Source organism: Leisingera sp. MMG026 (genome assembly GCF_021654205.1).
GTDB lineage: Bacteria > Pseudomonadota > Alphaproteobacteria > Rhodobacterales > Rhodobacteraceae > Leisingera.
This window is the reverse complement of sequence record NZ_JAKFZM010000001.1, coordinates 96,324-118,524: the sequence shown is the minus strand read 5'-3', so window position 1 is coordinate 118,524 and position 22,201 is coordinate 96,324. Positions and strand designations below refer to the sequence as shown.

22 protein-coding genes are annotated in these 22,201 nt (G+C 61.1%); 14 read left to right on the top strand and 8 right to left on the bottom strand.

All coding sequences use genetic code 11. The annotated features are described in order from the left end of the window. Positions 1–27 precede the first annotated feature (27 nt). Positions 28–297, bottom strand: coding sequence for an usg protein (locus L1069_RS00545; RefSeq protein ID WP_024090192.1), 270 nt, complete (start codon positions 295–297; stop codon positions 28–30). Positions 298–520: 223 nt separating this feature from the next. Here L1069_RS00545 and gyrA point away from each other — a divergent pair, with 223 nt between their 5' ends. Further along, entirely contained in the window at positions 521–3,232 is a 2,712-nt protein-coding gene (gyrA, locus tag L1069_RS00540) for a DNA gyrase subunit A (RefSeq protein WP_237454534.1), read from the top strand. A gap of 128 nt (positions 3,233–3,360) precedes the next feature. Further along, complete coding sequence (locus L1069_RS00535) at positions 3,361–3,711, top strand: DUF6614 family protein (protein WP_237454448.1); 351 nt, start codon at positions 3,361–3,363, stop codon at positions 3,709–3,711. A 193-nt stretch (positions 3,712–3,904) separates the two neighbouring features. Here the strand turns inward: L1069_RS00535 and L1069_RS00530 are convergent, their stop codons facing one another. From L1069_RS00530 to L1069_RS00520, 3 genes are read right to left on the bottom strand one after another with little or no spacing between them, the layout of a single operon-like run. After that, positions 3,905–5,374 carry a carboxypeptidase M32 gene (locus L1069_RS00530; protein ID WP_237454447.1) on the bottom strand — a complete coding sequence of 490 codons (1,470 nt, stop codon included), beginning with the start codon at positions 5,372–5,374 and terminating at the stop codon, positions 3,905–3,907. 3 nt (positions 5,375–5,377) lie between these two features. Continuing rightward, complete coding sequence (gene ctaA, locus L1069_RS00525; protein ID WP_237454446.1) at positions 5,378–6,523, bottom strand: heme A synthase; 1,146 nt, start codon at positions 6,521–6,523, stop codon at positions 5,378–5,380. A gap of 60 nt (positions 6,524–6,583) precedes the next feature. Then, positions 6,584–7,336 carry an RNA methyltransferase gene (locus L1069_RS00520; protein ID WP_129372890.1) on the bottom strand — a complete coding sequence of 251 codons (753 nt, stop codon included), beginning with the start codon at positions 7,334–7,336 and terminating at the stop codon, positions 6,584–6,586. Between the two features lie 181 nt (positions 7,337–7,517). Here L1069_RS00520 and L1069_RS00515 point away from each other — a divergent pair, with 181 nt between their 5' ends. Beyond that, complete coding sequence (locus L1069_RS00515; RefSeq protein ID WP_129370807.1) at positions 7,518–8,150, top strand: thiamine phosphate synthase; 633 nt, start codon at positions 7,518–7,520, stop codon at positions 8,148–8,150. Positions 8,151–8,165: 15 nt separating this feature from the next. Here the strand turns inward: L1069_RS00515 and L1069_RS00510 are convergent, their stop codons facing one another. Further along, positions 8,166–9,317: a HupE/UreJ family protein gene (locus L1069_RS00510; RefSeq protein WP_237454445.1), complete on the bottom strand. Its 1,152-nt coding sequence runs from the start codon at positions 9,315–9,317 to the stop codon at positions 8,166–8,168. Between L1069_RS00510 and L1069_RS00505 the strand changes: the two genes are divergently transcribed. From L1069_RS00505 to L1069_RS00490, 4 genes are all read left to right on the top strand, one after another. Beyond that, the gene (locus L1069_RS00505) at positions 9,316–10,125 is read left to right on the top strand and encodes a DUF4198 domain-containing protein (protein WP_237454444.1); all 810 of its coding nucleotides are present in this window, start codon (positions 9,316–9,318) and stop codon (positions 10,123–10,125) included. The genes L1069_RS00510 and L1069_RS00505 overlap by 2 nt on opposite strands. Positions 10,126–10,166: 41 nt before the next feature. Further along, on the top strand, positions 10,167–11,075 hold the full coding sequence (locus L1069_RS00500) for a PfkB family carbohydrate kinase (protein WP_237454443.1): 909 nt from the start codon (positions 10,167–10,169) through the stop codon (positions 11,073–11,075). Continuing rightward, positions 11,072–11,986 carry a pseudouridine-5'-phosphate glycosidase gene (locus L1069_RS00495; RefSeq protein ID WP_237454442.1) on the top strand — a complete coding sequence of 305 codons (915 nt, stop codon included), beginning with the start codon at positions 11,072–11,074 and terminating at the stop codon, positions 11,984–11,986. Before L1069_RS00500 ends, L1069_RS00495 begins: the two co-directional genes overlap by 4 nt. An 80-nt stretch (positions 11,987–12,066) precedes the next feature. Further along, the gene (locus L1069_RS00490) at positions 12,067–12,777 is read left to right on the top strand and encodes a DUF502 domain-containing protein (protein WP_134829815.1); all 711 of its coding nucleotides are present in this window, start codon (positions 12,067–12,069) and stop codon (positions 12,775–12,777) included. A gap of 1 nt (position 12,778) precedes the next feature. Here the strand turns inward: L1069_RS00490 and L1069_RS00485 are convergent, their stop codons facing one another. Together L1069_RS00485 and L1069_RS00480 are read right to left on the bottom strand one after the other, a co-directional pair. Then, positions 12,779–13,807 carry a patatin-like phospholipase family protein gene (locus tag L1069_RS00485; RefSeq protein ID WP_237454441.1) on the bottom strand — a complete coding sequence of 343 codons (1,029 nt, stop codon included), beginning with the start codon at positions 13,805–13,807 and terminating at the stop codon, positions 12,779–12,781. 101 nt (positions 13,808–13,908) lie between these two features. Further along, on the bottom strand, positions 13,909–14,682 hold the full coding sequence (locus L1069_RS00480; RefSeq protein WP_129370800.1) for a 3-hydroxybutyrate dehydrogenase: 774 nt from the start codon (positions 14,680–14,682) through the stop codon (positions 13,909–13,911). A gap of 427 nt (positions 14,683–15,109) precedes the next feature. On the opposite strand from L1069_RS00480, the gene L1069_RS00475 reads away from it, so the two are divergent. The 5 genes from L1069_RS00475 to L1069_RS00455 all read left to right on the top strand — a co-directional run bounded on the left by L1069_RS00475 (position 15,110) and on the right by L1069_RS00455 (position 19,244). Continuing rightward, complete coding sequence (locus tag L1069_RS00475; RefSeq protein WP_237454440.1) at positions 15,110–16,825, top strand: extracellular solute-binding protein; 1,716 nt, start codon at positions 15,110–15,112, stop codon at positions 16,823–16,825. A 70-nt stretch (positions 16,826–16,895) separates the two neighbouring features. Then, positions 16,896–17,732, top strand: coding sequence for a helix-turn-helix domain-containing protein (locus L1069_RS00470; RefSeq protein ID WP_237454439.1), 837 nt, complete (start codon positions 16,896–16,898; stop codon positions 17,730–17,732). Positions 17,733–17,754: 22 nt separating this feature from the next. After that, positions 17,755–18,231, top strand: coding sequence for an arsenate reductase ArsC (locus tag L1069_RS00465; RefSeq protein WP_237454438.1), 477 nt, complete (start codon positions 17,755–17,757; stop codon positions 18,229–18,231). Next, positions 18,228–18,884, top strand: coding sequence for an MIP/aquaporin family protein (locus L1069_RS00460; protein WP_134829809.1), 657 nt, complete (start codon positions 18,228–18,230; stop codon positions 18,882–18,884). Before L1069_RS00465 ends, L1069_RS00460 begins: the two co-directional genes overlap by 4 nt. Positions 18,885–19,013: 129 nt before the next feature. Continuing rightward, positions 19,014–19,244 (top strand): hypothetical protein, encoded by a 231-nt coding sequence (locus L1069_RS00455; protein ID WP_129370795.1) that lies wholly within the window; start codon positions 19,014–19,016, stop codon positions 19,242–19,244. 29 nt (positions 19,245–19,273) lie between these two features. Here the strand turns inward: L1069_RS00455 and L1069_RS00450 are convergent, their stop codons facing one another. Further along, on the bottom strand, positions 19,274–19,897 hold the full coding sequence (locus L1069_RS00450) for an XRE family transcriptional regulator (protein ID WP_129370794.1): 624 nt from the start codon (positions 19,895–19,897) through the stop codon (positions 19,274–19,276). A gap of 64 nt (positions 19,898–19,961) precedes the next feature. On the opposite strand from L1069_RS00450, the gene L1069_RS00445 reads away from it, so the two are divergent. Together L1069_RS00445 and L1069_RS00440 are read left to right on the top strand one after the other, a co-directional pair. Then, positions 19,962–21,467 carry a class I adenylate-forming enzyme family protein gene (locus L1069_RS00445; RefSeq protein WP_237454437.1) on the top strand — a complete coding sequence of 502 codons (1,506 nt, stop codon included), beginning with the start codon at positions 19,962–19,964 and terminating at the stop codon, positions 21,465–21,467. Further along, complete coding sequence (locus L1069_RS00440) at positions 21,464–22,129, top strand: DsbA family oxidoreductase (RefSeq protein ID WP_237454436.1); 666 nt, start codon at positions 21,464–21,466, stop codon at positions 22,127–22,129. Before L1069_RS00445 ends, L1069_RS00440 begins: the two co-directional genes overlap by 4 nt. Positions 22,130–22,201: the final 72 nt, after the last annotated feature.

Genomic DNA, 22,201 nt, shown 5'->3' with positions numbered 1-22,201 from the left:
TGCAATCCCTTTAAAAAGCCAGCCGGTTCAGTGCAGCTGGAACTCTCCGACCACGTTACGCCATTCTCCCGGGCCAATCATTTTGCGGTGATTGAACCGAACAGAATGCAGCGGACCGTCAATTTCCCGCTGCCAGAATTCGATGAACTCAAACAGCCGCGGATGGTCCGGAGCAAGGTCGTACTCCTGCCACACAAAGGTATTCAGAACGTGGATATAGTCGGGCATACAATAGGTGAACTCCGCCGTGGTCAGCCCGTATCCCTTCAGCATCAGCTCGGTCTCTGTGGTCTCCATTTACAGCCTCCAAAATTTGCCCCCTCTTACTGATGCTAGGCTGCTATTGGTTAATTTCCCCAAAAACAGTGTGTTACCGCTGTGTGAACGGCCTGTTTTCCGCTTTCCCGGCTGTTTGCTTGCGCCCCATATACGGTATCTGATAGGGTGCAAACACAATATATAGAGCCAGAAGAAAGAGCGGGCAGCCAACGTGAGCGATACGCCGGAAACTCCTGAAAACATGGACGAAAACCTGCCGGAACGGCCCGTATATGACGGCCCCACGGTATCCATTGAATCCGAAATGCGCACGTCCTACCTGGACTATGCCATGTCGGTCATCGTCAGCCGCGCCATCCCGGACCTGCGGGACGGGCTGAAACCGGTTCACCGGCGCATTCTCTATGCAATGCACGAATCCGGCAACACACATGAAAAGTCCTACCGCAAATCGGCCCGCCCGGTCGGCGACGTGATGGGTAAGTACCACCCGCACGGTGACAGCGCGATATATGACGCGCTGGTGCGGATGGCGCAGGACTTCTCAATGTCGCTGCCGCTGCTGGACGGCCAGGGCAACTTTGGCTCGATGGACGGCGATAACCCGGCGGCCATGCGTTACACCGAAGTGCGGATGGACAAGCCGGCGGCCTTCCTGCTGTCTGACATCGACAAGGAAACCGTCGACTTTCAGGACAACTATGATGGCAAAGACCGCGAGCCGACGGTTCTGCCGGCCCGGTTCCCGAATATGCTGGTCAATGGCGCCGGCGGTATTGCGGTCGGCATGGCCACCAACATTCCGCCGCACAACCTAGGCGAAGTGATTGATGCCACCCTGGCGCTGATCGACGATCCCGACCTGACCAGCGAACAGCTGATTGATTACGTGCCCGGCCCGGACTTTCCGACCGGCGGCGTGATGCTGGGCCGCTCCGGTGCCCGCAAGGCTTATCTGGAGGGCCGCGGCAGTGTGGTCATCCGTGCCAAGACCCGCACCGAGGAAATCAGGAAAGACCGCTATGCCATTGTTGTGGACGAGATTCCCTATCAGGTGAACAAGGCGGCAATGATCGAAAAGATCGCCGAGCAGGTGCGCGACAAAAAAATCGAAGGCGTCGCCCATGTGCAGGACGAATCCGATCGCAACGGCGTGCGTGTGGTGGTTGAGCTTAAGCGCGATGCCACGCCCGAAGTGGTACTGAATCAGCTTTACCGCTTCACTCCGATGCAGACCTACTTTGGCTGCAACATGCTGGCGCTGAACGGCGGCCGGCCGGAACAGCTGACGCTGCGCCGGTTCCTGACCTCCTTCATCGACTTCCGCGAAGACGTGGTGGCGCGCCGCACCGCGTATCTGCTGCGCAAGGCCCGTGAACGCAGCCACATCCTGTGCGGCCTCGCGGTTGCGGTCACTAATATCGACGAAATCGTCACCACCATCCGCCAGTCTGCCGATGCGGCCGAGGCGCGTGAAAAGCTGATGACCCGCCGCTGGCCGGCCCAGCCGATCCTGGAATACATCGCGCTGATTGATGATCCGACCCATACGGCCAATGACGACGGCACCTATAACCTGTCGGAGACCCAGGCCCGCGCAATTCTGGAACTGCGACTGCAGCGCCTGACCCAGATCGGCGTGAAAGAGGTCACTGACGAGCTGGAAGAACTGGCCCGTAAGATCAAGGAATACCTTGAGATCCTGTCTTCGCGCGAGCGCATCATGGGCATCATCGGTGATGAGCTGCGCGAAGTACGCGACAACTTCGCTGTGCCGCGCCGCACCGAGATCGTCGATTGGTCCGGCGACATGGAAGACGAAGACCTTATCGAACGCGAGGACATGGTGGTGACCGTGACCTCCGGCGGCTACATCAAGCGTACTCCGCTGGCTGATTTCCGGTCGCAAAAGCGCGGCGGCAAAGGTGTATCGGGTATGCAAACCAAAGAAGAGGATGTGATCACCACCCTCTTTGTGGCCAATACCCATACCCAGCTGTTGTTCTTCACCACCGACGGCATGGTCTACAAGCTGAAGACATGGCGCCTGCCGCAGTCCGGACGCACCGGTAAAGGCAAGGCCATCGTCAACATCCTGCCGATCCCGACCGGGGTTTCGATCGCGGCGATTATGCCGGTCGATGTGCCGGATGATGAATGGGAAAACCTGCAGGTGGTCTTTGCCACCAGCGGCGGTGATACACGCCGCAACCGGCTGTCGGATTTCACCAACGTCCGCCGCAACGGCAAGATCGCGATGAAACTGCCCGAGGACGGATCGGTCCAGCTGGTGAATGTCCGTATCTGTTCGGAAGACGATGACGTTATGCTGTTCACCGACTCAGGCCGTGCCATCCGCTTCCGCTCCACCGATGTGCGGGTGTTCAACTCGCGCGAATCCACCGGTGTGCGCGGCATCCGTCTCAGCGGTGAGGACCGTGTGGTCTCGATGTCGGTGATCCGGCACTCGAAATACACGCCGGAACAGCGCACCGCTTACCTCAAGATGCGCCGCGCGATGGCCGGACTGACCGACGATGCCGAGGCCTCGGATGAGGATGCGCCCGAGGATCCGAACTTCTCGACTGAGCTTTATGCGGAAATGTCGGCGGCGGAAAACCTGATCCTGACCATCACCACAGGCGGTTCGGGCAAGTTGTCCTCTTCGCATGACTATCCGGTGCGCGGACGCGGCGGCATGGGTGTCACCGCGATGGACAAGGCGATGCGCGGCGGTGAAATCGTGGCCTCCTTCCCGGTTGAAATGGATGACCAGATCATGCTGGCCACCTCCAAGGGCCAGTCGATCCGGGTGCCTGTGGATGGCATCTCCTTCCGTTCACGCTCGGCCGGCGGTGTCCGGGTGTTCAACACCGGCAAGGGCGAAGAAGTGGTGTCCGTCGCATGGATTGCTGAAAACGGTGATGAGGAAGACGGCGGCGGCGAAGAGTAACACCGCCGCTCAGCCTGACTAAAGCAGCGCCGCCCTGGATCACCTGGGCGGCGCTTTTGTGTTTAACCGCTGCCTAATCTTTCTGTGACAGACTATCGCCTGAGTTGTCTGCACCAAGGGATCGTCCCATGAACCTCTATCAATGCTCCATCGACCTGCATCACGAAGCCAAGGCGCTGAGCTTTGCCAGCGCGGTTGACCAATGGATGAGCTACCTGCAGGAGCGCGGCGTGATCCTGGGCTGGCGGCTGCTGCGGCGCAAGCTGAACCTGGCCAGCGACACTTGCCGTGATTTCCTGCTGGAGATTGAGTTTAAGGACATGACCCAGCTGGATCAGGCTTTCCGTGTCCTGGGCGAACATGACGAGGAGGTCGAAAAGCTCTACTCCCATGTCACAGCTCTGATCGCCACGTCAGAGACCGGCCTCTACCGTCCCTTCCCGGATCCCGAGCGGGCGGAGCGCATGGCGCTGATCTGACGGTTTGCGTTTCAGACCAGGGTTGGCGCCAGCACAAAGCTGGCAAAAATCAGATAGGCTATGGCTGTATGCATCAGTTATTTCTCTGCTCTCATCCCCATGAGCATCCGAGAATACACCTGAAATGCGGCAATTCCGGGGCAGCGGATTTTCCGCTGCCGCCAGAATGCCTTAGCCGTGGTTCAAGGCCGTTTCAGAGATCGTAAAGCAGGCTGAACTTCTCTTCGAGATAGGCCAGCAGCGGTGCGTGGCTGGGCTCCATGCCGGATGCATGCACGATGGTATCGCGTGGGCTGCGCAACCCGCCATGCTGTTGCAGGGTTTCTTTCAGCCATCCGGTCGCACCCGTGGTGTCGCCCTCTGCCAACTGCATATCCAGCCCCGGAACATCACGGCGCAGCGCCTGATACAGGCAGCCGGCATAGACGTTGCCCAAACTGTAGGTCGGAAAATACCCGAACAGGCCCACAGACCAATGCACGTCCTGCAAACAGCCGTTTGACGGCCTGTCGACAGCATAGCCAAAGTCCGCCTCGAACCGGTCATTCCAGGCCGCCTCCAGATCCTTCACCGCCAGATCGCCGCTCATCAGTGCGCGCTCCAGGCCGAACCTCAGCATGATGTGCAGGTTATATTGCAGCTCATCCGCCTCAGTCCGGATATAGCCCTTATGCACTGCGTTCACCGTGGCATAGAAGCTGTCCGCATCCGCAATGCCGAAATCGCCAAACGCCGCTTTCATCTCCTCAAACAGCCAGCCGGTGAACGCCCGGCTGCGGCCGATCTGGTTTTCATAGATCCGGCTTTGGCTTTCATGCACGCCCATCGACACGCCGCTGCCCAGCGGAGTCAGCAGGTAGTCGCGGCTGATGTTCTGCTCATAGGCGCCGTGGCCGACCTCGTGAATGGTCGAATAGAAGCAGTTGAACGGATCGGCCTCACTGGTCCGGGTGGTGATCCGCACATCCAGCCCCGAGCCGGAGCTGAAGGGATGCACTGCCTTGTCGACCCGCCCGTGCGCCATGTCATAGCCGAAAGCTTTGGCGAGCTTCCGGGTGAGCTTCATCTGTGCCGCTTCGTCAAATGTGCCTGCCAATCCCTTGGGCGCGGACTTCTCCAGCACCTTGGCGCGAAGGTCCACCAGGCCAGGACGCATAGCGTCAAAGATCTCCGCGATCCCTGCCCCGGTCATGCCGTGTTCATAATCCTCGACCATGGCGTCGTAGACATCGCCGCCCGCTGCCAGCGCCAGACCTTCCTCGCGCTTGAGGGCGACCACTTCCTCCAGCACCGGCACAAAGGCGGCAACATCCTCATCCACCCGTGCGGCGGCCCATTTGCCCTGTGCCTCGGATGTCACCTGGGCGATCTTCTTGGCCAGATCAGCAGGCACTTTGACGGTGCGCTCATAGCTGCGGCGGATTTCACGCAGCTGGGCTTCCCCAGCCTCATTCGGCGCAACTGCCTGCTCCAGCCACTCCGCCACCTGCGGATCGCTGCGGCGGGCATGCAGAACGGCTTCGATCGCGGCCATCTCCTCGCCCCGCTGCGGCGCCGCCCCGCGCGGCATCATGGTTTCCTGATCCCAGCCCAACCGGCCCGCAATCTGCCCCAGCGCCTGGGTTTCGCGCTGAAAGGCCATCAGTTCGTCAAATGCGCTCATAGGTCAATGATCCTTGATCGAGGTTGCAATGGGATAGGCAGACAGGAAGCGGGCGCGCAGGATCAGCACCCAGACGCCGATTGCCACCAGCTGGTGGGTGATCGCGGCGTGCAGCGGTGCGGCATAGATCACGGTGATGATCCCCAGCAGCACCTGCACGGACAGCGCTGCAAAGACGGCGTTGAAGGCAAAACGGGTGCGCGTATGGGCAGAGCCGCGCCCGCGCAACCAGGCCACCACGCCAAAGGCAAACAGCAGATAGCCGGCCACCCGGTGAATGAACTGCACCAGCCCGGGGTTTTCAAAGAAATTCTTCCATACGGGTTCAATCATGAAAGGCTGCGGCGGGATCACCTGCCCGCCCATCAGCGGCCAGTCGGTATAGGATCGGCCCGCGTCAATCCCTGCGACCAGCGCGCCCAGCAGGATCTGCAGGAAAGCAAAATGCATCAGGCCGGTGGACAGGCTGAACAGCTTGGCCTCCTTGGCGCGACGCGCCTGCATCAGCTCGCGCTCCTCGCGGCCCAGCATCAGCATGTACCAGGCAATGAAACCGAGGATCACGAACGCCAGCCCCAGATGCACGGCAAGACGGTAAGAGGCGACAGCGGTCATCCCCTCGCCCTGAGTCACGCCAGAGGCAACCATCCACCAGCCGATCGCGCCCTGCACACCGCCCAGGATGCCGGGCAAAGCCAGCCGTCCGGCCCAGCCTGCCGGGATCTTGCGCGCGGCCAGGAACCCGAGGAAGCCGAGCGCCCAAACCAGGCCAATGACGCGGCCCAATTGCCGGTGACCCCATTCCCACCAGTAGATCGATTTGAAATCTGACAGTTCCATCCATTGGTTCTGAATACGCCACTGGTCAATCTGCTGGTATTTGCCGAACTCCGCCTGCCATTCCGCCTCGGACATCGGCGGGATGGATCCGGTCACGGGGCGCCATTCGGTGATCGACAGGCCCGAGTCCGTGAGGCGCGTCAACCCGCCCACCACGATCATTGCCACCACCAGGGCAAACAGCACCATCAGCCAGGCGCGGATGCCTTTGCGGGCGCCGCCGCGGCCGCGGTCGATCAGCCCCGGCTGCGCTGCGGGGGCGTCCGTCTTCTCGCCCTCAACCTCTTCGAAAATGCTGCGCTTGCTCATGCTTGCCTCTTTGTCTGTGGTGCCAAGCTAGGGGCGGGTTATCTAAAGGTCCAGAGCGGCTTACTCGCCGCCGCGCTCTTTCCAGCGGACCATCTGGCGCATGATCCCGTGCAGCATCTGCACGTCGGAACGGGTCATCCGCATCCGGCTCCACAGGTTGCGCAGGTTGGTCTTCATGCTGTCGGCCTTTTCCGGTGGGAAGAAGAAGCCCGCCTCGTCCAGCCGGTCCTCGTAATGCTCTACCAGTTTCTCGACCTCGACGCCGCTTGCCCATTCGCCCTTGCGGCCCAGGTCAGTGGTTTCATGCTCCACATCCGCGGACTGGCGCATCCATTCATAACCGGTCAGCAGCACGCATTGGCCCAGGTTCAGCGAGGCATAAAGCGGGTTCACCGGCACCGAGATGATGGCGTTGGCCTTGGCGATATCCTCATTCTCGAGGCCCGCGCGTTCGGGCCCGAACATCACCGCGACCTTCTCGCCCGCCGCGATCTTCTCAGCCGCGATCTGCATCGCGCGTTCGGGGCTGTAGACGGGTTTGGTCAATCCGCGCTGGCGGGCAGTCGTGGCAAACACATAAGTGCAATCGCCCAGCGCCTCCGGCACGTCCGCACAGAGCTGCGCCTCGTCCAGCAAGCGGCCGGCCCCCGAGGACATCGCCACCGCCTTGGGGTTCGGCCAGCCGTCGCGCGGTGCGACGATGCGCATCCGGTCAAGGCCGAAGTTCCACATCGCCCGCGCCGCGGCGCCGATATTCTCGCCCATCTGCGGGCGGACAAGGACAAAGGCGGGCTGAGGCGTATCGGTGGGCATTGCTGCGGTCATCCGTCTGTTGCGCTTAAAATCCGCCTTGCTGTAATCCCCGCAAGCGTCCGGGGCAAGGTCCGGCACCTGCCTTGCTGGTATTTCCCGCTGCCTCGGGCTGCGCAAATCCTTGCGTCCGGCGGCAAATCGGCTAAACACCGTCCAATCGCCTGAACAATGGAGCGCCACCATGGACAGCCCTTCTGACGCACCGGAACAGCCGCAGATCTATTTGATCTCCCCGCCAAGCTTTGAGCTGGGCAAGTTCCCCGGCCAATTGGCACGGGTGCTGGACGAAATTGATGTCGCCTGCGTGCGCCTGGATCTGGCCAGCCGCGATGAGGACACGCTGAGCCGTGCCGGTGACGCGCTGCGCGAGGTCACGATGGAGCGCGATGTGGCGCTGGTGATCTCGGACCACCAGATCCTGGCCGAGCGGCTGGGATTGGATGGCGTGCATCTGACCGACGCTTCTAAATCGGTCCGAACCGCGCGCAAGGCGCTGGGGGCGGATGCCATTGTCGGCTGTTTCTGCGGAGCGTCTCAGCACGACGGTATGGTGGCAGGTGAGGCAGGTGTGGACTATGTGAGCTTTGGCCCCGTCGGCACTTCTGGTCTGGGCGACGGCGCCAAGGCCGAGGCCGATCTGTTCCAGTGGTGGTCCCAGATGATCGAAGTTCCGGTCGTGGCCGAGGGCGGCTTGACCGAAGACCTGATACGCAGCATTGCCCCCTTTACGGATTTCTTTGGCATTGGCGATGAAATCTGGCACGCAGAGGATCCGCTTGCCCAGATAAAGACCCTGATGCGGGCAATGGGCTGATCCATCAGCGGGCGGTTACATGAACACCCGCTCGGCAAACCAGTACCCCCCTATCAGCGCGATAGTGACCGAAGCCGGAATTGCCACCCGGCCGCGGTATTTCGGATGCCGCCCGAACCACAGGCGCACGCCGATGTAAGCAGCTGCAATCACCGCTAGCTGACCCAGCTCCACGCCGACGTTAAAACCAATCAGGGCTGGCAGGAACTGACTGGACGGCAGGCCAAACGCACCCAAAACGCTGGCAAAGCCCAGCCCGTGCAGCAACCCGAAGCCAAAGATCACAAAGGTCCGCCAGCTGTGAAGCTTGCGGGCAAAGATGTTCTCGACCGCGACAAAGACAATCGACAGCGCAATCAGCGGCTCGACAATGGCAGCATTGACGCTGACCACCCCCAGAGCGCCCAGCGCCAGGGTGATTGTATGGGCCACGGTAAAGATACTTACTTGCAGCAGCAGCGGCTTCACCCGCGGGCTGAGAAAGAACAGCCCTAGAACAAACAGGATATGGTCCAGCCCTTTCGGCAGGATGTGGGTAAAGCCGACGGGGATGTATTCCGCAAAGGCCTCGACCGGCGTCTTGGCCGCACCGCCCTGGAGCGGGATCGGGGGTGAGGTCTCTCCCCCCTGCAAGTACCCGGTGTAAGGCTCCTCCACCCCGTTCTGCCGCAGCACCACCCCGCCGGACCCGGCAGGCCAGGCAATGCGCAGGCTGTCTGCGCCCGCAGGAATTTCACCGGTCAGTTCAAGAAAGGACGCCCGCGGCAGGTTTGTGTCGCCTGCCTCAGGAATCGAAATGCCAGAGACGCGCAACTCCACCGGGCCGCCGGCCTGCAGGGAAAAGGTCTCCAGCCATTCTTCGGCAAAGAGCTGAACCATCGGTTTCAGTTCCGGAGCCTCCAGCGCGCGCAGCTCGTCATAATCGGCAGCCTGTGCGGTCTCATTTGTATCGGACAGCCCATCCAGATTGATCCCGGCAACAAAGGCCTCAACGTTCAGACGCAGTTCCAGTGCAACCTGCCCGTCTTTCACCGTGAAATCGGCAATCACCGGCGTGACCTCATGGGCGCGGGCACTTCCAGCGCCTATTGCAACCATAGTGAACAGCAGCGCAAATAGGATCCGCAGCCAAGTCACACTGCGCCCGACAGCCAAGGACAATTTCATGCAATACCGCCTGTTCTGCTCAATTCTCTTTGCCGGGCTGACTTTGGGGGCCGCCCCGCTGTTATCCCACGAGTTTTGGATCGAGCCGGAAAAATATCAAGTGAATTCCGGTGCTACAGTGGTGGCCAGTCTGCGCAACGGTCAGGAATTCAACGGTGCCGAGCAGCCCTATCTGGATCACCGGATCGCCCGGTTCGACGTCATAAAGGACGGATCAGCGTCCCCCTATAAGGGCCGGATGGGCGATATGCCTGCGTTCTCAGCGGATGAGACCGGCGATGGTTTGACCGTGATCATCCACCAGACACAGCCGCAGACACTGACCTATGAAACATGGGAAGGTTTTCAGGCCTTCATTGACCACAAGGGTTTTGCCGGCATCCCCAGTCAGCATACCGAACGCGGCCTGCCCGACGCGGGCTTTACCGAGCAATACACCCGCTATGCCAAGGCTCTGGTGGCCATCGGCAGCGGTGAAGGGTCCGATCTGGACACCGGTATGGAGACCGAAATCGTAGCCCTCGCCAATCCCTATACCGATGATCTGGCAGCGGGGTTTCCGGTTCAGGTTCTGTACCAGGGCAACCCGCGCCCTCAGGTGCAGGTCGAGGTCTTTGCCAAAGCCCCGGACGGCAGTGTCACCATCAGCACCCGGCTGACAGATTCACAGGGAAAATCCGTCATCCCAGTATTACCGGGGCATACCTATCTGCTGGACGCTGTGGTCCTGCGCCCTGCGCCGGAGGACAAAGATCACGTGTGGGAAAGCCTTTGGGCCGCGCTGTCCTTTGCCGTGCCGCTACGCTGAAGCCGCTTGCAGAGGGCGGGTAAAGGCGGCAATAGATCATTATGACACAAGCCTCTCATTCCCGGACACCTGCCATCCTATGCATCGGATCGGTTCTGTGGGACATCATCGGCCGTTGCAGAACGGAAATGCAGCGCGGCTCGGACATGCCCGGGCGCATCACCCGGCTGCCCGGCGGCGTGGCCATGAACATCGCCATGACCCTGTCGCGGTTCGGCATGCAGCCTGCCCTGCTGACGGCCGTGGGCCGCGATCCCGAAGGCGACGAGCTGATCCATGCCTGCAGCCACTTCGGCCTGATCACCGACCACATCTACCGCTCCGAGGATCTGCCCACCGACCGCTACATGGCTGTTGAGGGTGCCAACGGGCTGATCGCCGCCATTGCCGATGCCCATTCGCTGGAGGCCGCAGGCGACAAGATCCTGCGCCCGCTGTCCAACGGCGCACTGGGTACCCCGGAGACCCCCTACACGGGTCAGGTTGCGCTGGATGGAAACCTCACATTGTCGCTGCTGGATGACATTGTCGCCAGCCCGGCCTTTGCCAAGGCAGACCTGCGGGTGGCGCCTGCCTCCCCTGGCAAGGCGGAACGGCTGCGCCCCTTCCTCAACCGCACCCGCGGCACGCTCTATGTGAACCTCGAAGAAGCCGGCATCCTGTGCCAGGCCGAATTCACCGACAGCGAAACCGCCGCTAAGGCGATGCTGGACCGCGGCGCGGCGCGGGTGCTGGTCACCGATGGCGGCTCCTCTGCCACTGTAGCAGATGCCCAGGGCACCATCACCCTTGTCCCGCCCCGCGTCACGGTTGCCCGCGTGACCGGCGCAGGTGATACCTTCATGGCCGCCCATATCGTTGCCGAGGCACGGGGCGAAGACCGCAAGACCGCTTTGGCCTCCGCCCTCAAGGCTGCGGCCACCTATGTTTCAGGAGAACCCCCGCTGTGATCGAGATCCGCACTTCATCCGAGGTCCAGGCCGCCAAGGCTGCAGGACAGGCCATTGTTGCGCTGGAAAGCACCATCATCACCCATGGCATGCCCTACCCGCAGAATGTCGAGGTCGCCGCACAGGTAGAACAAGACATCCGCGATGGTGGCGCGGTGCCCGCCACCATGGCCGTTATAAAAGGCGTGCTGCATGTGGGGCTGGAACCCGATCAATTGCAGGCGCTTGGCCAGGCGCAGGGGGTTGCCAAGATCTCCCGCGCCGACATGCCGGCCTGTATCGCCACAGGCGGCACCGGTGCCACCACTGTTGCGGCCACGATGATTGCCGCGCGTCTGGCCGGGATTGAAGTCTTTGCCACCGGCGGCATCGGTGGCGTCCACAAAGGCGCGGAAACCACATTCGATATCTCCGCCGACCTGATGGAACTGGCGCAGACCCCGGTCACCGTGGTGGCGGCAGGCGCCAAAGCCATTCTTGACGTGCCGAAAACGCTGGAAGTGCTGGAAACCCAGGGCGTGCCGGTCATCGCCTATGGCCAGGACAGCTTTCCGGCCTTTTGGTCGGCCCAGTCGGATCTGAAGGCACCGCTGCGCATGGATGATCCGGCACAGATTGCCCGCGCCCATGCCACACGGCAGGCAATGGGGCTGCCCGGCGGCCAGCTGATCGCCAACCCGATCCCGGCAGACGCCGAAATCGCGGCAGAGGAACTGGCTCCGGTCATCACTCAGGCCCAATCGGAGGCGGATGAAAAAGGCATCTCGGGCAAGGATGTGACCCCCTTCCTGCTGCGCCGCATCTTCGAGCTGACCGAAGGCCGTTCGCTTACCGCCAATATCGCATTGGTGCGCAACAACGCCCGGCTGGCGGCAAAGATCGCACAGGAACTGAACAAACTGGCACAATGACTTGATTTTCCGGGCGGATGCCATTGCTCCGCCCGCAATCAGTGCCTAGGTTCCACTCGAAATTTCCGCAAAGAAGCCACATGACCACGCCCTTCGACGAAGAACCTCACCGACGCCGCGGATTGTTTGCCAGTCTGCGCGCCTCCTTCTTTACCGGGATCGTCGTCATTGCGCCGGTGGGCCTGACCATCTGGCTTCTGTGGTCGGTGATGGGCTGGATCGACAGCGTGGTGCTGCCGTTGGTACCGCACACAGTCCGGCCCGAACAATACATCGGCATCAACCTGCGCGGTGTCGGGCTGATCATCTTTCTGCTGTTCACAATTGTTGTCGGCTGGGTCGCCAAGGGCATTCTGGGCCGGTCGCTGATCAGCTTTGCCGAAAGCCTGGTGGAACGCATGCCGGTGGTCCGCACCGTTTATTCGGGCATCAAGCAGATTTCCGAAACTGTCTTTGCCCAATCGGAACGCAGTTTTGAAAAGGCCTGCCTTGTCCAATACCCGCGCAAGGGCATCTGGGCGATCGGCTTCATTTCAACCAACGCCAAGGGTGAGATCGCCAAGAAGGTCGAAACCAGCGGCGGCCTGGTCAGTGTCTTTTTGCCGACCACACCAAACCCGACATCCGGTTTTCTGCTGTTCGTCCCCGAAGAAGATGTGATCGCGCTGGATATGTCGGTGGAGGATTCTGCCAAGCTGGTAATCTCGGCAGGCCTTGTCTACCCGAACCCCAAGGATCCTTCAAAACCTTTGGAAAACGGCAAGAAACCAGCCCTGAAAGAACCCTCCTGACCTAGCTGAACATCGCAGGCAGATCCGTTGAAGAGCGCACGCCAAGGTTCTCGCCGTCCTGTGCCAGGAAGTTCTCCGCCGCATCCCGCCCTGCCTGTTTCAGCCGCGCCAGGATCTGCGGCACCGGAAACAGCTTGGTGGTGACTGACAGCTGCGTCATCAGATCATCATCGGCAATCATGTGCACCCGAACCTGCTTCATCCGCCCGGCCTCAAGCGTGCCATCCTCCAGCAGCCGCTGCACAAAATTGATGGCGCGCAGCTCGCGCAGCAAGGACGAGTTAAAGCTGATCTCATTCACCCGGTTGCGGATCTGCTGCGGCGTCTTCGGAACCTCCTCGCGCTCCAGCGGATTGATGTTCACAATCACCACATCCCCCGGCAACTCTGCACGGAATAACGGAAACAGCGCCGGATTGCCGGTGAAACCGCCATCCCAATAGGCCTCCATCCGGCCGGTCTCCGGATCCTCGATTTCCACCGCCTGGAACATGTCCGGCAGGCAGGCCGAGGCAAGAATGGCATCGGTGCTGATCCCGGCGCCCTCAAAGACCCGGATCTTGCCCGTGCGCACACAGGTCGCGCAGACAAAAAGCTCCGGCCCGGCCCCGGCGCAGACATCATCGAAACAGAACTGATCGACAACCTCCTGCAGCGGGTTCTTGTAAAAAGGGCCGTAGTGATAGGGAGAGATCATCTGGCTCATGGTTTCCAGCGGCGAGAACGGCATGGCAGCCTCCAATGCACCGGTCCAGGCCACCGCATCAAACCGGGTCAGCCAATGGGCAAAGCGCATGTCGCCCACCGCCCCCATCTGCGCCCACAACTTGTCCAGCGCCGCCTTGGCACCGTTCCGTCCGCCCTGAACCATGCCGGACTTGAAAGCCGCGCCGTTCAACGCGCCGGCCGAGGTGCCGGTGATCCCAGCCACCTCAACCCCTTCATCCTCCAGCAGCCGGTCCAGCACTCCCCAGGTAAACGCCCCATGCGCGCCGCCGCCCTGCAGGGCCAGATTAATGCGTTTCACCAAAATACACCTGCCTATTTCACCTTTGTGAAAATACTCCGGGGGTGAATTGCCCCCTAGGGGCAAGAGGGGGCCGGCCCCCTCCCGCCGCTTCCACGTAGCGCCTACAGCGCCGTCCAGCCGCCATCGACACTCAGCGTGGTGCCGGTGATCTGCGCTGCTGCGTCCGAACACAGGAACACCGTGGTGCCGCCCAGTTGTTCCACAGTGGCAAACGCGCGGCTTGGCTGGCGCTCCAGCATCACCTTCTTGATCACCTCTTCGCGGCCCATGTTGTATTTCTCCATAGTGTCCGGGATCTGCGCCTCAACCAGCGGCGTCAGCACATAGCCCGGGCAGATCGCATTACAGGTGATCGGCTCCTCAGCGGTTTCCAGTGCCACCGTCTTGGTCATCCCGACAACCCCGTGCTTGGCCGCCACATAAGCTGCCTTAAACGGCGAGGCCGTCAGCCCGTGGGCCGAGGCAATATTGACGATCCGCCCCCAGCCCGCCGCGCGCATTCCGGGCAAGGCGGCGGCCATGGTATGAAAGTTTGAATTCATGTTGATCGCGATGATCGCGTCCCATTTGTCCTGCGGGAACGCATCGATCGGCGCCACATGCTGAATGCCTGCATTGTTCACCAGAATATCGCAGGCGCCGGCCTGCTCAATCAGCATCCGGCAATCCGGCCCTTTGGACATATCAGCCTGAATGTACTGGGCCTTGACGCTGAATTCACGGGCGAGCTCTGCTGCCAGCGCGTGATCTTCATCCCGGTCGGTGAATGAATTCAGCACCACATCGGCCCCGGCCCGCGCCAGTTCGCGCGCAACCCCCAGGCCAATACCTGAATTTGATCCAGTAATAACGGCGGTCTTCCCTTGCAAGGACATCGGCAACTTTCCCTCGGCTGAATGAAACTGACGGCACTGTGCCATGCTGCAGCTGCAAAAGAAACGCGTAAGACAGCGGATCGCCCCTTGCAACGCAGGGGCATTTCCCGTCAGAGGCAGTGTGGAAACGTCCCCAAAAAAAACGCCCGCACAAGGCGGGCGTTAGTTATTGAGGCAGGTTTCATACAGGCAAGAAACCTATCGAGCAGTGATCCCTTTATAAGCAATTTCCGGCTTTCGTCCAAGCTAAAAGTTTGAAAAGACGAAAAAGCGCACGTAGCGTGCAGAAGCAAGAAAATAAGGGCAGAGCGGGATTGTTGTGAAACTGCGAAAAGAAAATTTCCTGAATCCCGGTGCGGCACTGACCGGAATCACCTTGGCTTTTGCTGCGAATTTTGCGCAGGCAGAATCAGGTCATGGCATAGCTATGTATGGGGCGCCTGCGCTGCCACCCGATTTTGTGTCTTTACCCTATGCCAACCCCGATGCGCCCAAAGGCGGCAAGGTGGTTTTCGGCAATACCGGCGGCTTTGACTCACTGAACCCGTTCACCCTTAAGGGGACCGCGCCGTGGCAGCTGAGGTTCTGGGGATACGAGAGCCTGATGGGCCGCTCCTGGGATGAGCCATTTACGCTTTACGGTCTTTTGGCCGAATCGATTGAGGTGCCCGAGGACCGCTCCTGGGTCGAATTCACCCTTCGGGAGGCGGCGCGATTCTCCGATGGCAGCCCGTTGACCGTCGAAGATGTGATCTGGTCGTATAAGACATTGGGCACCCAAGGCCACCCGCGCTATCGCGGTTTCTGGACCAAGGTGGCGCGGATTGAACAGACCGGACCGCGCAGCCTGCGCCTGACCTTCAACGCCAATGACCGCGAGCTGGCACTGATCGCCGGACTGCGCCCGATCCTTAAAAAGGCGCAATGGCAGGACAAGGAATTCGGTGCCGATGACCTGCCCGGCGCCCCGATTGGCACCGGCGCTTATGTAGTCCGGAATTTCGAACCCGGCCGTTTCGTTACCCTGTCCAGAAACCCGGACTATTGGGGCAAAGACTTGCCCTTTCGGCGCGGTACCGGGAACTTTGATGAACTGCGCCTGGATTTCTTTGGCGATGCAACAGTTCTGTTCGAAGCCTTCAAGGCAGGCGAGCTGAGCGCGGTGCGGGAATTCAATGCTGACAAATGGGACAGTGTCTATAACTTCCCGGCGGTGACCCGCGGCGATGTGGTCAAAAGCGAAATCCCGCATCAGCGCCCCTCCGGCATGACCGGGCTGGTGATGAACAGCCGCCGCGCCCCGCTGGATGACTGGCGCGTGCGAGAAGCGCTGCTGCTAGCGTTCAATTTTGAATACATCAACGGCACCGTGACTGGCGGCGTGCAGCCGCGGATCACCTCTTATTTCTCGGGATCCGAACTAGGCATGCTGCCCGGCGCAGCTGCTGGAGAGGTTCGCACACTGCTGGCCCCGTTTGCAGACACGCTGTTGCCCGGGACGCTGGAAGGCTACGCGCTGCCGCAGGGCGATGGCAGCAAGCGCAACCGCAGAAACCTGCGCAAGGCGATGCAACTGCTGGCCGATGCAGGATGGAGCGTTACAGACGGCGTGCTGCGCAAGAACGATGGTACGCCATTGGAGTTCACCGTTCTGATCCGCCAAGGCGACGGCGAGATGAAGACCATCACTGAAATCTATGCCCGCGCACTGGAGCGGTTGGGCATATCCCTAACGGCGGAAACCGTTGATAATGCCCAGTATGTCGAACGCCAGAGCGCCTATGATTTCGATCTCACCCGTTACCGCCGGGAGTTGTCGCTAAGCCCCGGCAACGAACAGCGCTATTACTGGGGCAGCGACGGCGTCAGCCAGCCCGGCAGCCGCAACCTGATGGGCATGGACAGCCCCGCTGCCGAAGCGATGATTGATGCCATGCTGACAGCCAAGGACCCTGAGGATTTCACCGCCGCCGTGCGGGCGCTGGACCGGGTTTTGACCGCAGGGCGCTATGTCATTCCATTCTGGCGGTTCGATGCGGGGCGGATCGCCCATGTCAAGGAAATGCGGTTTCCGGAATACCTGCCGATCTACGGCGACCGGACCGGATTCATGCCGGATGTCTGGTGGTATCAATCAGACTGAGGCGCTGACCAGCGGCTTTCGATGGGTGAGGCTGTTGACTTGCGATCTTTAATTCCATAATTCACGAAATATGGAATTAAATATTGCAGATAAGCTCAGCGCCCTTGCACATCCGAACCGTCTGGCGCTGTTCCGCCTGTTGATGCGGCGCTATCCGGACGCTGTTCCGGCAGGCGAAATTGCCTCGGCGCTGGACTTCAAGCCCAACACGGCTTCTGCTTACCTGTCAGTCCTGAAGCAGGCCGGGCTGATCAGCCAGCACCGTACCGGAACTTCGCTGATGTACACCGCCGATCTGCCTGGCTTGCGCGGTATGTTTGATAACTTGCTGACAGGCTGCTGCCAGAACCGGCCCGATATTTGCAGCCCTTTCACAAATGAAGAAAGGGCCATGCCGACGGTTGAGCACCCGTTTAACGTTCTGTTCATCTGTACTGGCAATTCCGCCCGGTCGCTGCTGGCAGAAGCCATCCTGAACCGATACGGCGACGGCAAATTCCGCGCCTATTCAGCAGGGACCTGCCATTCTTCATCTGGCCCGCGCCCCGAAGTAATCTCTCTGCTACAGGCCAAAGGCTATGACACCAGCGCCTTGCGTTCCAAGGATCTGGATGAATTTTCCGTGGCAGACGCGCCTGGCATGGATTTCATCTTCACCGTCTGCGACCACGCCGCCAATGAGGAATGCCCGGCCTGGCCCGGCCAGCCGATGAGTGCCCATTGGGGGCTGGCAGATCCGGTCAGGGCGACAGGCACCGATGCCGAACGTCGCCTGGCCTTTCAGCAAGCCTATGGGCTGCTGCGCAACCGGATCAATGCCTTTGCAGCGCTGCCCTTTGACACACTCGACCGCATTTCGCTTCAGCAGCAGGTTGACGGCATCGGCCGCATGAATTCTTCCGACTAACTCTATAGAACGGTCAAAACCCATGAACATTCTTGTCCTCTGCACGGGAAACTCCGCCCGCTCCATCCTGCTGGAGTCGATCTTCAACACCCTAGGCACTGGCCGCATCCGCGCGTTTTCTGCAGGCTCCAACCCCACCGGCAAGGTGCATCCGCAATCCCTGGTGCTGCTGGAAGAACTCGGCCACGACACCACCGGTGCCCGTTCCAAGAGCTGGGACGTGTTTGCCGCTGAAGGCGCACCGGAAATGGACATAGTGATCACTGTCTGCGCCGCAGCAGCGGGCGAAACCTGCCCGGTCTGGCCCGGCGCACCGGTTCGCGCCCATTGGGGCGTCGCAGATCCGGCTGCCGCGGACCAACCCGAATGGGACACCGCCTTTCGCGCGGCTTATGCCACGCTGGAAAAGCGCGCCGAGGCGCTGCTGGATCTGCCGTTTGAAACCATGAACGCAACCGAGCTGACACAGCAGCTTAAGCGGGTCGGAGAAATCCAATGACTATCCAAAAACTGCTGGCCGAGGGGCTGGGCACAGCCATGCTGCTGGTCGGTGTTGTTGGCTCCGGGATCATGGCTGAAAACCTGGCGGGCGGGAACGTGGCGCTGGCGCTGCTGGCCAATGCTGTTGCCACTGGCTGCATGCTTTATGCGATCATCAATACCCTGGGTCCGATTTCAGGCGCCCATTTCAACCCGGCCGTAACCCTTGCCTTCGCCCTGCGCGGCGAACATGAATGGCGTGCGGTGACACCTTACGTTCTGGTGCAGATCGGAGGCGGGATCCTGGGGGTCTGGGCTTGCCATGCAATGTTTGATCTTGCAGTTTTGCAAAGCTCTGAGACTATGCACCGAACAGGAACAGCGCAGTGGTTTTCCGAAATCCTGGCCACGTTCGGCCTGTTGTTCGTGATCTTCGGCGGGCTGCGGTCGCGTCCTGATACAGTGCCTGCTCTGGTTGGAATCTACATCACCGGAGCCTACTGGTTCACCTCTTCGACCAGCTTTGCCAACCCGGCAGTGACCATCGCACGCGGCTTCAGCGACACCTTTGCGGGCATCTATCCGGGGCATATCCCGATGTTCATTGTGATGCAGCTGATTGCGGTTGGAATCGGCCATCTGGTGCTGCCCCGGCTGTTCGCACCGGCCTAGGCGCTGGCAAAAAACCGCTTAACACAGCGGCCTTGGGCTGATGCCCCGGGGCCGACGTTACGCGACGGCAGAAAAAATGCTAGCATGAGGGTCCAACAACCATAATCAGTTTGTCAGGGAGGCCCCCCAATGCCTGTACAGACAGCAGCTGCCAGCTGGATTGACAGGATGCCCCGCATCAAACAGCGCTTTCCGCATCTGAAAGCCTGCAACGCTCCGTCACTCGTGGATGACCGGGACAGATTTGTTGCCTATCTGGCCCGCACCCATCACCTCACCTTGAACGAAGCCAGGGAGGAAGTGGACGACTTCCTTTATATTGAAAGCCTGCTAAGAGAACTGGACGGGCGGCCGCACTAGCAACGCAGCCGCTGTTTCAGGCCTCAGGATCAAGCCAGCGACGTCACCCAGAGGATCATTGCATCTTCGGGGCTGGATGATATGACATTGTGCCCCATGGCTGCGTCGTAATAGGCGCTGTCACCGCGGCGCATTTCAATCGGCTCGTAAAATTCCGTGTAGAGCTTAACCACCCCGGTCAGCACATACAGAAATTCCTCGCCGTCATGGCGCACCCAGCCGTCAAACTCATCCAGTGACCGCGCCCGCACACGCGCCCGGTACGGCAGCATCTGCTTGCGCGACATACCGTCCGCCAGTAACTCGTGCTCATATGTCGCGGTGGCATGGGCCGAACCGTCACCGGATTTGGTCACCGTCATCCGCCCGTTCACCTGACCGCGCTGCGGCTGGGTAAACAGCTGCGGCACCGAGATCTGCAGGCCCACCGCCAGCTTCTTAAGCGCCTCGTAAGTCGGTGACATCTGGCCATTTTCGATCTTGGACAAGGTCGAGCGCGCCAGCCCGGCCTGATTGGCAGCGTGTTCCAGCGTCCAATCCCGCGCCTTGCGCAGTTCGCGCACGCGCGCGCCCAGGTCCAATGGCTCTGCTTCGTTATCTCCGCCGTTTGCACGGGCGATGGTAATCAGGGACTTCGGGTCACGGCTTGTCATAGCCACTCTATAAGCCGCACCTGCGCAGCTTGCAACGCAGGACGGCGCGGGCTAGCCAATTGCCATGCTGTCCGTTTTTGATCAGGGGCCTTTTGCGCCCTGCCCTTCGCCTTTCAATCTCGCGGCCCATGTGCTGCGCCATGCCCGTCGGCTGGCGGAAAAACCCGCCCTGTCGGTTCTCGTGGGCGATGCCTGCGAAGACTGGAGTTATGCCCGGCTTGAAGCAGCGGTGCGCGGAACCGGGACAGGGCTGCTCAAGGCGGGATTGAAACCTGGAGATATTGTGCTGCTGCGGCTGGGGAACACGGTTGAGTTTCCCATTGCCTACCTCGGCGCCATTGCCGCCGGACTGGTGCCGGTGCCCACCTCACCCCAATTGACAGCGCCCGAAACCGCCCGGATGATTGCGGATCTGAACCCGGCTGCGGTGCTGCGCGACCCGGCTGTGCCCTGCGCGAGTCACCCGCTGCAGATCAGTACGGCCCGGTTGCTGGATATGCACCATCTGCCTCCCTGCGACTACGCCTTTGGCAACCCCGAGCGGCGCGCCTATGTGGTCTACACCTCCGGCACCAGCGGAAATCCGCGTGCTGTTGCCCACGCCCACCGGGCGGTTTGGGCGCGGCAGATGATGGTGGAGGGCTGGTACGGTCTGACAGCAGATGACCGGCTGCTGCACGCCGGTGCGTTCAACTGGACCTACACCCTGGGCACCGGCCTGCTGGACCCCTGGGCGGCGGGTGCAACGGCGCTGATCCCAGAGCCCGGAACCCCGCCAGAGGACCTGCCCGCGCTGCTGCGCCGCCACCGTGCAACCCTCTTTGCTGCAGCCCCAGGCGTCTACCGGAAGCTCCTGCAATCCGGCCCGCTCGATTTGCCGGACTTGCGGCATGGGCTTTGCGCTGGTGAAAAGCTTTCCCGCCATCTGCACGCTGCCTGGGACACCGCAACAGGCCGCGGATTGTTTGAGGCTTTCGGCATGTCTGAATGCTCGACCTTCATTTCATCTTCGCCGTCCTGCCCTGCACAGGACGGAGCACTCGGGCAGCCGCAACCGGGCCGCAAGGTCGCGATTCTCGGCCCTGACGGACCGGTGCCGGTGGATGAGGAAGGCACCATCGCCATCCACCGCTCGGACCCGGGGCTGATGCTTGGCTATCTGAACGCGCCGGAGGAAACCGCCGCCCGCTATCAGGGGGATTGGTTCCTGACCGGTGATCAGGGCGCAATGACCGGCGGCGGGCAGATCCGCTATCTGGGACGCGCTGACGACATGATGAATGCGGGCGGCTACCGCGTGTCCCCGATTGAAGTCGAAACCGCTTTGGCCGCCCATCCCGGCATCACTCAGGCCGGCGCCGCAGCGGTAGAGGTGAAGCCGGACACCTTTATCATCGCCGCCTTCTATACCGGTCCCGAAGAGTTGAACGCCGCAGAACTGCAGGCCTTTGCATCCCAGCGCCTGGCCCGTTACAAGCAGCCCCGCGCTTATGTTCATCTCGACGCGCTGCCTGCAGGCGCCAACGGCAAGCTGCTGCGCCGCGCCCTGCCCGCCCTGTTCAAAGGATGACCCAAATGACCACCGTCAAGCTCGACATCCTGTCGGACCCGATCTGCCCCTGGTGCTATATCGGCAAGACCCATCTGGACAAGGCACTGGCCGAGGTGCCGGATCATCCCTTTGTTATCGAATGGCACCCGTTCCAGCTGAACCCGGACATGCCGCGCGAAGGCATGGACCGGCGCGACTATCTGGAGCGCAAGTTCGGCGGCAAGGACGGCGCGGTTAAGGCTTATGCCCCAGTGGTGGAACACGCCGGAAACGCCGGGCTGACGATCAATTTCGAGGCGATGACGCGCACGCCAAACACTCTGGATGCGCACCGGCTGATCCATTGGGCCGGAATCGAAGGCAAGCAGACTGAAGTGGTGGATGCCTTGTTCCAAGCCTACTTTGTGGACGCCAAGGACATCGGCGACCACGCGGTTCTGGCCGGTGTCGCACGCGAGGCCGGAATGGATGCAGATGTCGCCGCACGCCTGCTGCAAGGCGACAGTGATGTGCAGACCATCCAGGACCGCGACGCCCATTCCCGCAAGATGGGGGTAACTTCGGTGCCGACCTTCATTGTCGCCAGCCAGCACGCCGTGCCCGGCGCCCAGCCGCCGGAACTGTGGAAGCAGGTGATCGAAGACATTCTGCAGCAGCTGAAAGACGCAGAGACCGAATAACCTCGCGGCAAATTGCTTAGCATCGCAACAATGCACAGTTTGCTGTGCAGCCGGGCGCTGGCCCGGTATGCG